This window comes from Legionella massiliensis (genome assembly GCF_000756815.1).
GTDB classification, from domain to species: domain Bacteria; phylum Pseudomonadota; class Gammaproteobacteria; order Legionellales; family Legionellaceae; genus Tatlockia; species Tatlockia massiliensis.
On sequence record NZ_CCVW01000002.1, the window covers coordinates 432636 to 445238 of the forward strand.

The window sequence follows — 12603 nt, forward strand, 5'->3', positions numbered from 1 at the left end:
TTATATCACTCCTTGAATTCAATCTAAAAAACAGTGCCATCGCTTATGAGCTGGATGGGTGGAACTCCATCGCTGCGTTTTTGGCGAGCAATCCGCCTACCCGCTTCCCAGGTTCCGCCTTGCAGAATCTTGGCAAGTGGCAATTCTTGTGCGCTCATCTGCAATCGTTGGCGGATAGTTTCAGCCAATTCATCAAGAACAGCAACTGTTAAAGCACGCCATTCAACAATGGCTGCAGAATCAGGGGCTAGAGGCCTGGACAGAATCTGCTCATCCTTGACTTGTAAAAGCCCCATATCGATTAGCAAACCGCCATTACGGTATTCGGGTAAACCAGTCAATTGATCCAAATTGCAGACCTCAACACCATTGTCTTCTAAGGGTTCGATCAAAGAGTAAGTGAGCCATTGGGAGAGTTTGTGGAAGGGAACAAGTTCTGATGCGGGCTCTCCTTCGGTTTTCAGTGGTGGATAGATCCAAACATCACCTAATGGAATTCCCTGATAGCGTTGGCGTTCAGGCCAGATTTCGGCAAAGGCATCTAAAACTGCATGAAAAATTTTAGCTACGGAAAGTTGTCCGTTGACCTTTAAACCAAGAATATAAGTATAGAAATGGCCCAAACGCCCCTCTTTAGCAAAATAATCCGGTCGATTTTTTATGACTCGGCCAAGACGATTTAGCAAAGCCACCCGCCCTTGCAGTCCTTCCAAGGGGTTGGTATCACTGACTTGAAAGGCTTGGGATAATTTTTCTTCGCTAAAACTGAGTAGACAATCGGCATCCACCCTGAAAGGATCCTTAGGGTCGAGGCTCAAAAGGCCGCTTTGGTAAAGCGCTAAACTGGCCACAGCTAAGCCCTCTGAGCGACTATAGATCTGATCTGTAGCTAGCTCATGATAAAGCCAGTGCTTACCTGCTCCAGCATCTAGCAAGACGGAGATTATGACCAATTCATAAAGAATTTTGCCCTTGTCCTGAGGAGAAACTGTGCCAAGCCTGTTCATCAGCTCTTGAATTCGATGAATACCACCTACTTCAAAATGCCGCCAACGACTATGATAAGGAATATTCAGCATTGGGTATTGGGATTGGATAACTTGCAGCAGATAGTCAACAGTAGCAGGCATTTTTGCTTCATTAATCTGGAAATACTCTAAACTATCTGTTCGCGCCAGACTTAACATACGTTGAGCCTGGCGGCGAATGGTTTCTAAATTTTCTACGGTTTGTCTTAGTTCTTCAGAGCTAATCATGGAGCCCACGTCCTTTGGGTTTAGCCAATTCGTTGATATCAATCAATTTATCTGGAGAATAATAACCTGCTGCGCGTTTGGCATCCATCTCTACCTGCGCATCATGAGGAATTAGTTCGTCAGGAATCTTAACGCGCTCAACAACCTCAATACCCGCCTTGGCCAAAGCCTCGTACTTCATATTAGACATGGAAACAAAACGGTGTATTTTTGTGATTCCCAACCATTGCAAGACATCAGAGCTTAGTTCCTGGAAGCGCATATCCTGAATTCCTGCCACACACTCGGTTCTTTCAAAATACTTGGCAGCTGTATCCCCGCCCTTTTGCCTTTTGCGTGCGTTATAAACAAGGAACTTAGTTACTTCACCCAAAGCCCGGCCTTCTTTACGATTGTAAACAATAAGACCAGAGCCCCCTCTTTGGGCTGACTCAACACATAATTCGATACCATGCACAAGATAGGGTCGGCAGGTACAAATATCTGAGCCAAAAACATCTGAGCCATTACATTCATCATGGATACGACAAGATAATTCAACTTTTGGATCGTGAATTGTCACCACATCACCAAAAAAATAAGCAGTTAAACCACCTATAGGTGGTAAAAAAACATTTAAGTCGCTACGAGTAACCAACTCAGGAAACATACCCGCAGTATGTTGAAACAAGATTCGTCGCAGCTCAGACTCTGACACTTCAAAGCGCTCAGCAATACCAGGCAAATACCAGACTGGATCAATCGCAGCCTTAGTCACCACAACATCCCCAGATTCAAGCAAAATTTTTCCATCAGGTTTGAGACGTCCCAGCTGAATAGCCGTTTGCAATTCTGGCAGGTTAATATGTGCCCTGGTTACAGCGATAGTTGGCCTGATATCGTAACCTGCTGTTATTTCCTCGGCAAAAACCTCTGCTACCTTATGCCCCCAGGGATCAATAGACACAATTTTCCCTGGGTCAAACCATTGCTCATGCGGACCAATATTTACCAAAGGCGTTGTGTCTGTTAGATCAGGCTTGTGCTCTGGATCTAGAACCCCTGCAGCAACAGCAAGAGCACGATAGATAGAATAAGAGCCTGCGTGGGTACCCACTGCATTGCGGTGCTTGAGATTAGTAAGCGAGGCAATAATAGGGCCTCGTACCTTTGGCTCCTTTGCGCCCCAATTAATTTGCAGGGGCGCAATTGAATGGCCTGAAGGATGAGAGGTTAAAACAATATGCCCCTTCGCCTTATGTTTTGGGTGTTCTCTTTCTATTGACATTTCAAGTCCTTGTGAGCTCTCCTATCCTTTTATTTTAGTCTAATCCCAAGCATTATTGAGAGCGACTCATTCCAGATATTTTTCTCTCAATGATTTCCTGTTCTTTGGACCAATGCCTGTCAAAAAAACTATAACGCTCAGCAGGGAAATGCCTCGTTTTCTTCTCATTAAACTTGGGGGGTTCTTCTATATCAAATTGCTCTTTTAGAGTTCCAACTAATTGAGTAAGCCAAGGATTACCTGCTGTGCTTTTACTGTAATAACTAAGGCGAGATTTAAAAAAATCTTTCAGGTCCTTATCACTACAATTAAAGAGTTTTAAGTTTCCTGTTTCATGCAGTTTAAGCATGACTTCAATCTCAAAAATATAAGCATTGCCTTCGGTATTATTGATCTTAGCAGCCACATTAAAGGCATGCCCTGTTTCATGAACAATGGCTCCGATAATGTCAATAGCACTCGATTTCAGGAAACTATATTTTAGAGCAATGGTTCCGTTTTCCTTCCAATTTTCATGCTGCCAACTTAAAAGATGAAAGGTTTTATCATTCACAAAGATTGCGGGATTTTCTTGTGCGCCTAAAAAGTCACAGGGAGGTTCAAGCACATCAACTTCAAGGTCGGGGATATAAGCAGTGACGCCGTTACTTAGGCCATCACCACCTATTTCACGACATTCCTGAATAATCTCCATAATGTGGGGTATTGTAAGCATGCTAATCTCCTTATTTATTGATCGACATCGTGTCAAATACTGGTAAAGCTGCTTTTTTTTTCCACTACCAAACCATTATTAAGAATAAATATTTTGCAGTCAACATGTTTTGAAATCATTTTGTTCTTATGTAGATCACAACTCTATGTTGTCGAATATTTACCTCATTTGATTATTTATTTTCCTTTGGGTAAAATTAGCCCAATTCTCATAAGAGGCATTTAAAATGCAAGATAAATCAAAGCGTGTAAGAAAGTTCCCTCAAAAATTTAACAGTTTTCTGTTCCAAGACAGCGAGTCGAAAAAACTTGAAAAGTCTACTTATTCAAAGAAAGAAAAATCCCCATCAAATGCAAATACAAATACAAATACAAATAAAAAAAGAAAAATTGATGACAGCGAGAACGCTGAGAATCTTTTATTTTTTACGAAAACTAAAAAGAGAAAAATAGAGGAAGTTGTCGAAGAAATCTCCATCGAATCGACGGAAGAATCTTCTGCCGATTCGATAGAAGATTCAGATGTGGAAGAAAGCACTGATCAACTCGGCGTAGACCAAAGTTCAGAGAGTTATATTCCCTCTTCTATAGACCGGACTGATTTAGTTAGCGTTCGTGTCGTTGATTTATTAAAACACTCAGGAGGAAGAGGATTATTTGCTGCCACTGATATTGCAGCAGGAACCTGTATTGGTATCTATACTGGTGATCTATTTTCCAAAGAAGAATTTGCTACTTTTTTAGAAGAAAATCCTGGTACTGACAAAAGCTACGCAATGTTTTTTGGTGATAATGTAGTTGATGCACAATTCAATGGGAATTTTACTCGCTACATTAATTGTTCTGATAGCCAAGACAATCTTGAATTTAAAGAAGGATATCTAAATTATAAAAGAGTTATCAAAGTATTCGCTACCAAAGATATAAAAGCAGGGCAGCAACTTCTCATAAACTACAATACCTATGATCAAAAAGCCTCGAAATACTATTATTTTCTTAACCCAGAAGATAGCTCCTTATCCGCAGAACAATTGCGTGATCAACACGCGGCAAGTTTTCAACAATATAAGATGCCTAATGCACTAGCACAATTTAATCTTAAAAAAAATGAGATTATTCTCACTACAGGGCTAGGTCTGGTGGTTCTTGAAGATCAATCCATAGCAAAAGCAAAGCCGATACATCGCAAGGTTGATGAAGTTAGTCTCCCTTTCTTAAAAAAAGGTCGAGGATCTTCAGTTGTTGATTTTTCAAAAACGGATACTTTTACCCCACTAATGCTCGCTTGTTTTCGTGGACAACTTGCCAATGTAAACTGGTTAATTAAAAATGGGGCTAATCTTAATCAGCAGCAAAACCATTCAGGTAATTGCCCACTTTTTCTTGCTCTTGAGGGCTATAGCAAAGCCTCTTCTGCCAAGGAAAAAAATAACTTCATCAAAATCATTGAACTACTAATAGAAAACCAAGCTAACTTGAAAGCCCATGATAGAAATGATAAGACCTTTTTACACAAAGCTGTATCAATATTATCCACTAAGGATTTTCAAAAAATAATTCACTTGATTTGCAAACAAAAGCATATAAATATCGCTGAGTTATTCTCTTATATCGATGAGGATAATAACGATATTCTCACCTTCTGCTTACAGGAAAAACAATTAGCTAAGGCAGGTATGTTGCTGGCTGCTAATCACGATTATTTTCACAGCTATATGTTTGGGGAAAGTGCGATTCGATCTTCAAACCGAAAGAGCTTTACAAATGCAATCGAAGAATACAGTGAAACGGAACTAGATGAACTCGGAGAGTTACTCAGCCACAAGTATCTTAAAATAAAGCCAAGCTTATATACCGCGCTGGGCTTTAAAGAAACAGAAGGTAAACGCTTCGCTCTTTGATTGCAATCTCTATCTCTTTGACAGTTCCCACGGTCAAGCCGCGGGAATTCAATTTTTTCTGGGATTACAAATTTTGTTCCGTATAAAGCTATATTTGTTAATATGCACGACTAAAATTTTTATTCACTAGCAGGCTGTTTATGAAATCTATTTGTGTATATTTAGGCGCCACCCCAGGGAATCGCAGAGACATCGAGCAGGCGGTAACTACCTTAGGTAAAGAAATTGCCAAGACACAGCTAACTTTGATTTATGGAGGCTCCAGTACTGGAATGATGGGACTCTTAGCAAGAACTGTTAAGGAGAACCAGGGGAAAGCAATTGGCATTACTACTACTCATCTTATGCATCTTGAAAAACCTCTAGATATTTTGGATGAGCTGCAAGTGACTGAGTCCATGCAAGAAAGAAAAAAGATGATGCAGCATAGAGCGGATATGTTCCTAGTCATGCCAGGCGGCTTAGGTACGCTGGAAGAAGCCTTTGAAACCTGGAATGCGATTAAAATTGGCCTTTTGAAAAAACCCATCGGTTTTTTCAATATTGATGGCTACTTCAATGAATTATTTGCCTTTGTTAATACGGTTATCGAGGCCGGTTTTATGACTAAAAAGCATCAGGAAATACCAATAATTAGTTCTGATATTCACCAGCTTATTGCTGAGCTTAGGCAAGGCTGTTTGTAGTACACGTCATCAAGGTTTCATTTAAAATTCAAGAGCGATCAACAAACTTGTTCCTCTGAAAGCTTCCCTTTAAGATAAGCGAAATTTATTCAAGCAAGCATTACAATGTCATTCAAAACTTATTTTCTTGTTGGCGGAGCTGGATTTATTGGTTCCCACTTCACAGATGCCCTTCTTGCCCTAGAATCCACTGAAAAAGTGACTATCTATGATAATTTTTCTTCTGGTAGAGAATGGCATTATCAGCAGCATCTTTCTGATTCACGCTTTTCCCTTATCAGAGGTGATGTCAAAAACTCCAAAAAACTCAACCAAGCAATCGTTGGGCATGAGGTTGTTATGCATTTTGCGGCTAATCCCGATATAGCCCGTGCAGCTACTGAACCTAGTATTGATTTTACAGAAGGCATTTATCTTACTCACCAAGTCTTGGAGGCAGCGCGCTTAGCCAAGATTAAACGTATTTTATATACCTCCGGCAGTGGCGTGTATGGGGAAGTAAACATTGAAAGCCCAGAGAATCAAGCTGGGATGTATCCTATTTCAACCTATGGAGCGAGCAAGCTCGCTAGTGAAGCGTTTATCTCAAGTTACTGCCATATGTTTGGCTTAACTGCCTGTGTATTTCGTTTTGCCAATGTCGTTGGACCCCGGCAAACTCACGGTGTCGGCTATGATTTCCTCAGGAAATTAAATATGAATCCCACTGTCCTTGAGATCCTTGGCGATGGTTCGCAAAGCAAATCCTATATCCATGTCCAAGATGTTGTCAGTGCCGTACTTCTAGCTAACAGCAAATTAGACGAAAATTATGCTGTTTATAATGTCGCAACCAGAGACTATATAACCGTTAATGACATTGCCAGCATTACTATTGACTGCATGAACCTTAAAGAACCGGTTCATTTAAAATATACCGGCGGGGATAGAGGCTGGAAAGGCGATGTGCCTATTGTAAGATTAAATTCGGATAAAATTCGCGCCCTGGGCTGGCGTAGTCAATATAGCTCAGCAGAGGCTATTAGGCAGTCTATTCTTGCGATGATAAATAACGTCAGTTCGGGATAAGAGGGTTCTAATATCATGAAGGAATTTCGAACCAGCAACCCCTAATCCGCCCCACAGGTATCTACATAAGTGTCTAAAAGCCTTACAGATAAGGGTTTTAGACAGGCGCAGTGCTCCAACCCACAAAGCTTAATTGATGATTATCCATATCAAGGTTTCATTTAAAATTCACTGCTATGGGCTTGACCGTAGGGTCTATGTAGCTTTAGCCACAGCCAGATCCCGCGGTCAAGCCGCGGGAATTCGAGTTTTCTCTGAGATTACACATTTTTTGTCCCGTATAAAGAGAATTATTTTACCCAACCAAGTAGTTAATTACTTTTACCTTCGTTTTCTGTAACCAGATCAATGGCTCTCTGGTGCCCGCAACAGGAGTAGCTGGTATCCCAAGAATCTGTAAGACTCAGGGTTTTAGCAGCACTCCGGATCCAAATCTATGTTCTCAAGCCAGTTCAGTGCTAACTATTAATGCCACTATAGATCCAGTTACTGCTGCGATTTTGAGTGCAAACTCTACGATCAACCAACTCCAGGATCCTCTTAAAATCGTTGCTCCTCCTGGACTAGCATGGCAAATTAATCCAAACCTTGGTTTTGCTAAAACAGTTTTAGCAAACGCTACCGGTATTGCAACAACTGCTAAGCTACGTAGTTTTGCCTGCGGTGCCAGCAGTTCTAATCTTTCTTATTGCGCTGTTGCGGGAGATGATAAAGGGAAGCCAGTGCTATACCAAGGCACAACGGGTATTCTTGGTTTACAACCTATTGATATGAGCAGCATCTTCGCAGGAACTGATATTTCACAAGGTCAAATTAACCAGCTCAGCTGTACTACACCGCCAAATGGTATTCGTACCTGTGCGGCGATTGGCGTTGGTACTGATAGTTCTGCGAATCTAACGTCGCCTTTTATCTTACAGACCATAGATAATGGCAAAACATGGAAGAATATCATCTCTGATCAAATAGCCTTAGGACCACAGATCACTTTAAACAGTGTTGATTGTACCGCTAATGGTTCAGCCACTTTGTGCCAGGTTACCGGTCAAGATACGGGTCCAAATTCTGGTCCTATCCTTTATTACAATTCGGATTCGACAAACTGGCAGACCTATTCCCTTGCCTCAACCGTCATCTCTCCACAAAGCAGTACAGGAAGTATAAGCTGTGCCTCTCTGCCTAATGCAGATATTCATTGTCTTATCACCCTAAACAATAATGATGCTAATGCGCCTACCTTGATCTTTTCTAACCTTATTGGTAACGAAGGAACAAACCTTATTAAAGGAGGAAACTATGGCGCAGCAGTTACAGGTTCCGCAGTGACCCGAGGTAATAGCATTATATATAATGGGGTAGGTTGTACTGAAAATGCAGGTGGTTCTTTCTGTAGCGCAGCAGGCTCTAGTGATGGCACCCCCTTTGTGGTCCAGACTGACAACCTCTTGTCAAACGTCTGGAAAGCATCTGTACAGAATCAAAGCCAGCCAGGCGTATTGACATCGGTGGGCTGCTCTTCTACTGGGGGTAATGTTTTCTGTAATGCAGCAGGACAAAGCACTACTCAAACTGCCTTGCTTGCTGGAGGAATTACAGGTCTTGCCTATTCTACTAGCGCAGCTAAAGTGTGGGCTCCGGTCACTAGTATTGAAACAGCAGGTGTTCGTTACAGCTCAGCAGCCAGCGTAGTAGCTGCAGCTAAGCCTGCGAGAGTAATCTTGGGGGTTAATTCCAATACACAGGCTGCAGTAATGGCTCAGGCAGGTGCAGATAATGCATGGGTCCCTGTTCCGATAATCGCTGCTATTCTTACTCCTGTTGTCAATCAATAAGCATCCATCTCAGAGGGGCTAAAGCCCCTCTGCCATTTAAGTAAACCGCCAATAAATCAGACCAAAACTCAAGCCAAGAACGATACTGAAAATTGCCAGGATAATAAAAAGCAGTTTTAGTCGAGCAAACCACCTCTTCTTTCCAGCATAATCATCCAACAGCCAGAAACTAAGAATCGCAAGGATTACGAGGTAGGGGAGAAAATCCGCTTCATAGCGTTGAACTGCAAAGGGAAGCAACAGGAGAAATCCGGCATTAATTAGCGGAACAATCGCCAAAAACAGGACAAACCATACCAGAGGTTTTCTGCCAATCTTCGTTTTAAAATTAATAGAAACAAGCTTTGGCAAGGCTAAAATGATCAGGATAATTGGCGTTGTAGTTAACACACCGCCAACCGCCTCTAAGCTATAATCTTGATCAACCACGTAGTAACAATTATGTAATCGCAAGCCCAAAAAGGGAAACCGACTGCTCACAGTAAAGGGCTGTAAAAAATAGTAATAAAAACTATACCAAAGATTACGAGGTATTTTTGTTAGATCAGCCAATTCAGCATGTAAGGCTATGACATCATGACAAGACAGCTGCCAATAGTGGCCAGTCTGCAGAACCGAGCCGAAGCGCAGATAATTATAAAGCCCCATTAGAAAAACGACGGTAATAGGAGGTACCAGCAGAGCTGTGAACAATTTTGGCCAATTCACCTTAGGCGCGTAGTAAACAAGATGAATTAAAACGGCTGGAATAAGAATAAGGCAAACCAGGGCAAAATTAGGTCTTGCAGCTGGCGTGAGAGATAAACAAAGACTAAAGAGAAAGACATCTCTTAGCCTATATTGGTTATGAAGTGCTTTATAAAGAAAATAAAAAGCAATAATCATAAAGCAAATGGTCGCTGCACAGGCTACTTCATAAGTACGTGGTAATGACAATAACCCCGGCTCGCTGCCTGCAAATGCGAGAAGAAATCCAGCTAAAATCAAATAGGATTCAGAAAAATCAGGAAAATAGCGATCTCTTATTTTTATCAACAAATGAAAACTAACAATAAAGGCTAAGCTTAGAAAAATGAACGCAACAAGGCCATCGGTAGGATAGTAACCAGTAAGAATCTTAAAAGGTAAATAAATACTAAGAACTGGCAAAAGCCCAAAATAAAGATAGTATTTTCCCTGGTATAAGGACGCATCATGGAAACGATATGGGCCATTTAATGCTGGATCATAGGGATTTACTAAATTCAATAATTCAGGCTTAGGCTCTACATTTAAATAGAGGTGGCCAGATAGAAAGCCCTGGGTGAGATAAGAATATAAAGATAAAATTTCAGGCTCACTAGACACTTTCAGATGAAAGACTGGATAAAATGCATAGGCTAACAGAGCATAGATCGCCATAGCCCAATAAAAAAAAACTCGGTTATTCATGTGGTTATCTTCTCGATATTAAAGGTAATTCTCCACTGCCATTAAGTTAAGAGAACTTGTTATTCCCGCGACGGCGGGAATGACAAAACTATCCTTAACTTAATGACAGTGAGGTAATTCTCTTGTCAGATTTAGACAGCCTTTACTATGAAAGTACAATTTTCGTTCCATCAAAATCAAAGGCAAAACGCACCTCTTCCAGACCCGCACGACGCATCGTATGCCTTAACTTATTCCTGTCAGCCGCATAAAACATTAAAAATCCGCCGCCGCCAGCACCGACTAATTTGCCGCCAACTGCGCCATTTTTCATGCCCAGCTCGTACCACTCATCAATTTGTCTCGAACTCATAGCCTTAGACCGCAGTTTTTTATATTCCCAGTGCTCATGCATTAATTCACCAAAACGGAGCATATCACCCTGTTCAAGCGCATCTTTTTTGCGCAAGCCTAATTCTTTGATAAAATGCAAGTTTTGCAGCATCTGGTCATCATCCTTCTCGGTTTTTTGCTTTTGATCACCGAGAATAGAGCCAGCACTCCTTGAATAGCCTGTAAAAAATAAGAGGAGATTATCTTCCAAATCAAAAAGTGTATCCTTGGAAATTTCCAAAGAAGCTGCGGTAACCTTATTATCTTTATGGAAGGTAAAGCAGGTTAGCCCACCAAAAGCAGCGATATACTGATCCTGTTTTCCGATAGGTTCTCCCAACAGATCAATTTCAATATGACAAGCCAGTTCAGCTAAATCTTGTGGCAACAGTAAACGGTGATTATAGGCGTGCCAAGCCATGAGCAGGGCGGTGGTGAAACTACCAGAAGATCCCAGCCCTGTTCCTGCTGGAATATCTGCAAGGGAACTAATTTCTATTTGAGTATTATTTGCATCAAGCAATTTTAAGGTTTCATGAATAATTCTATGCTTTATCTCATCAACCTTATCAACATGTTCCATCTCGGAATACTTTAGAAATATGCCCTTGCTAAAGGGCCTCATTATATTGAGATAAACATATTTGTTAATTGCTGCAGCAATTAGAAAGCCTTCATGCTGCTGATAATAAGAAGGCAAATCGGTTCCCCCGCCGCCAAGACTAATTCTTAATGGGCTGCGTGCAATAATCATTGCTCTCTCCTAATACGCTAACTTAAGTCCTGCTGCTAAAGCATCGTTATAGAACATCTTAACGGTATCAAGCGCGTATTCCTCTAAATTGTAACCAATCAAGGGGAGCTTAGAGATAATGTCCTTAGTTAAGGTAATGATGTGACAACCCAACTCATCAGCCTGAAAGATATTAAGCAGTTCGCGCGGGCTTGCCCAGATTAACTCAACTAGAGGATGATCCTTAATCAATTCCAAGGCCTTTTTCATGAGCACGGAAGGATCGCGTCCTGTATCGGCAATGCGTCCTGCGAATAGGGAAATATAGGCAGGCACATCCGGCGAAAGCACTTGCAGAACCTGGCGAATCTGCTCTTCTGTCATAACAGCGGTGACATTGACCTTAACCTTCTGAGCAGCTAATTTTTTCACCAGTTCATAGCAGGTTTCTCGTTGGGTATTGATGATTGGAATCTTGACATAGATAGTCTTAGCCCATGAAGCAATATGTAAGGCTTGACGCTCCATCTCCTTGAAATCATCACTACAAACCCCGAATGAAATTGGGCGATCAGGAACAAGAGCAATCATTTCTCGCGCAAAGTCCTGATAATCATTAATTCCCGCTTTGCGAATCAATGTGGGATTAGTGGTAAATCCTTTAATGTAAGAGCTATCACCCAGCTCACGAAGATCGGCAAGAGAAGCGCCATCAAAAAAGAGTTTTACCCTTAATTGCCCAAGTTTTTCATTCATCATTTTTTGCCTTATTCTTCAATTTTGGGTGGGATACCAATAAATGCCAAACAATGGCCTGAAAGGCTTCTGAGTGTGGGGTTATTGCTTCTTTATTGACTGTAGGAATAATAAGGCAAGCATCTGCAACCTGGGCTGTATATCCACCATCCCTGCCAACAACACCAACTATTTTTGCATCGACCGTTTCGGCATACTGCAAGGCTTTGACTAAATTAGGGCTAACATTGTGAGCTAGATTACCACCACCAACTGAGAATATAAAAAGCATATCCTTCGCTGTTAGCCTGGAAACCTTTAGCCATTCCACAAAGGTTGTGTCCCAGCCATCATCATTCGTTCTAGCACTAAGTTCGGCAACATTATCGGTGGGCGCATAAGATTCAATACCTAGGATTTTGCGAAAATCATTCACAGCATGAGAACAATTTGCAGCACTCCCGCCTACACCAAGAAAAAACAAACGTCCTGATGAATCTCTGAGATCACATATCAGATTAACTATCTTTTCAATGACACTAACATTAAGGCTGTTAATGATTTCTATTGTTTCCTTTAAGTACTGTTGCGTATAAATCATGTCTTCC

At 41.3% G+C, this 12603-nt stretch carries 11 protein-coding genes; 4 read left to right on the forward strand and 7 right to left on the reverse strand.

What is annotated here, in order from left to right:
• Positions 1 to 23 precede the first annotated feature (23 nt).
• From BN1094_RS09015 to BN1094_RS09025, 3 genes are read right to left on the reverse strand one after another with little or no spacing between them, the layout of a single operon-like run.
• Entirely contained in the window at positions 24 to 1256 is a 1233-nt protein-coding gene (locus tag BN1094_RS09015) for a URC4/urg3 family protein (RefSeq protein WP_043874099.1), read from the reverse strand.
• A complete protein-coding gene (locus tag BN1094_RS09020) occupies positions 1249 to 2523 on the reverse strand; it encodes a GTP cyclohydrolase II (protein WP_099909003.1) in 1275 nt (424 codons plus the stop codon). Before BN1094_RS09020 ends, BN1094_RS09015 begins: the two co-directional genes overlap by 8 nt.
• A 52-nt stretch (positions 2524 to 2575) precedes the next feature.
• Positions 2576 to 3238, reverse strand: a complete 663-nt coding sequence (locus BN1094_RS09025; protein WP_052403216.1) for a hypothetical protein — start codon at positions 3236 to 3238, stop codon at positions 2576 to 2578.
• Between the two features lie 226 nt (positions 3239 to 3464).
• Between BN1094_RS09025 and ankI the strand changes: the two genes are divergently transcribed.
• The 4 genes from ankI (at position 3465) to BN1094_RS09045 (ending at position 8724) form a co-directional block, all read left to right on the forward strand.
• Positions 3465 to 5138 (forward strand): Dot/Icm T4SS effector AnkI/LegAS4, encoded by a 1674-nt coding sequence (gene ankI, locus BN1094_RS09030; protein ID WP_052403217.1) that lies wholly within the window; start codon positions 3465 to 3467, stop codon positions 5136 to 5138.
• A 140-nt stretch (positions 5139 to 5278) separates the two neighbouring features.
• Entirely contained in the window at positions 5279 to 5824 is a 546-nt protein-coding gene (locus BN1094_RS09035) for an LOG family protein (RefSeq protein WP_043874100.1), read from the forward strand.
• A gap of 105 nt (positions 5825 to 5929) precedes the next feature.
• Positions 5930 to 6892, forward strand: a complete 963-nt coding sequence (locus BN1094_RS09040) for an NAD-dependent epimerase/dehydratase family protein (protein ID WP_043874101.1) — start codon at positions 5930 to 5932, stop codon at positions 6890 to 6892.
• A 359-nt stretch (positions 6893 to 7251) separates the two neighbouring features.
• Positions 7252 to 8724 carry a hypothetical protein gene (locus BN1094_RS09045; protein WP_043874102.1) on the forward strand — a complete coding sequence of 491 codons (1473 nt, stop codon included), beginning with the start codon at positions 7252 to 7254 and terminating at the stop codon, positions 8722 to 8724.
• Between the two features lie 36 nt (positions 8725 to 8760).
• Here BN1094_RS09045 and BN1094_RS09050 read toward each other — a convergent pair whose 3' ends face one another.
• From BN1094_RS09050 to BN1094_RS09065, 4 genes are all read right to left on the reverse strand, one after another.
• Positions 8761 to 10155 (reverse strand): hypothetical protein, encoded by a 1395-nt coding sequence (locus tag BN1094_RS09050; RefSeq protein WP_043874103.1) that lies wholly within the window; start codon positions 10153 to 10155, stop codon positions 8761 to 8763.
• Positions 10156 to 10300: 145 nt separating this feature from the next.
• On the reverse strand, positions 10301 to 11281 hold the full coding sequence (locus BN1094_RS09055) for a GHMP family kinase ATP-binding protein (RefSeq protein ID WP_043874104.1): 981 nt from the start codon (positions 11279 to 11281) through the stop codon (positions 10301 to 10303).
• Positions 11282 to 11290: 9 nt separating this feature from the next.
• Complete coding sequence (locus BN1094_RS09060; RefSeq protein WP_245614276.1) at positions 11291 to 12019, reverse strand: transaldolase; 729 nt, start codon at positions 12017 to 12019, stop codon at positions 11291 to 11293.
• Entirely contained in the window at positions 12009 to 12596 is a 588-nt protein-coding gene (locus BN1094_RS09065; protein ID WP_043874106.1) for an SIS domain-containing protein, read from the reverse strand. The genes BN1094_RS09060 and BN1094_RS09065 overlap by 11 nt, the downstream gene beginning before the upstream one ends.
• Positions 12597 to 12603 lie beyond the last annotated feature (7 nt).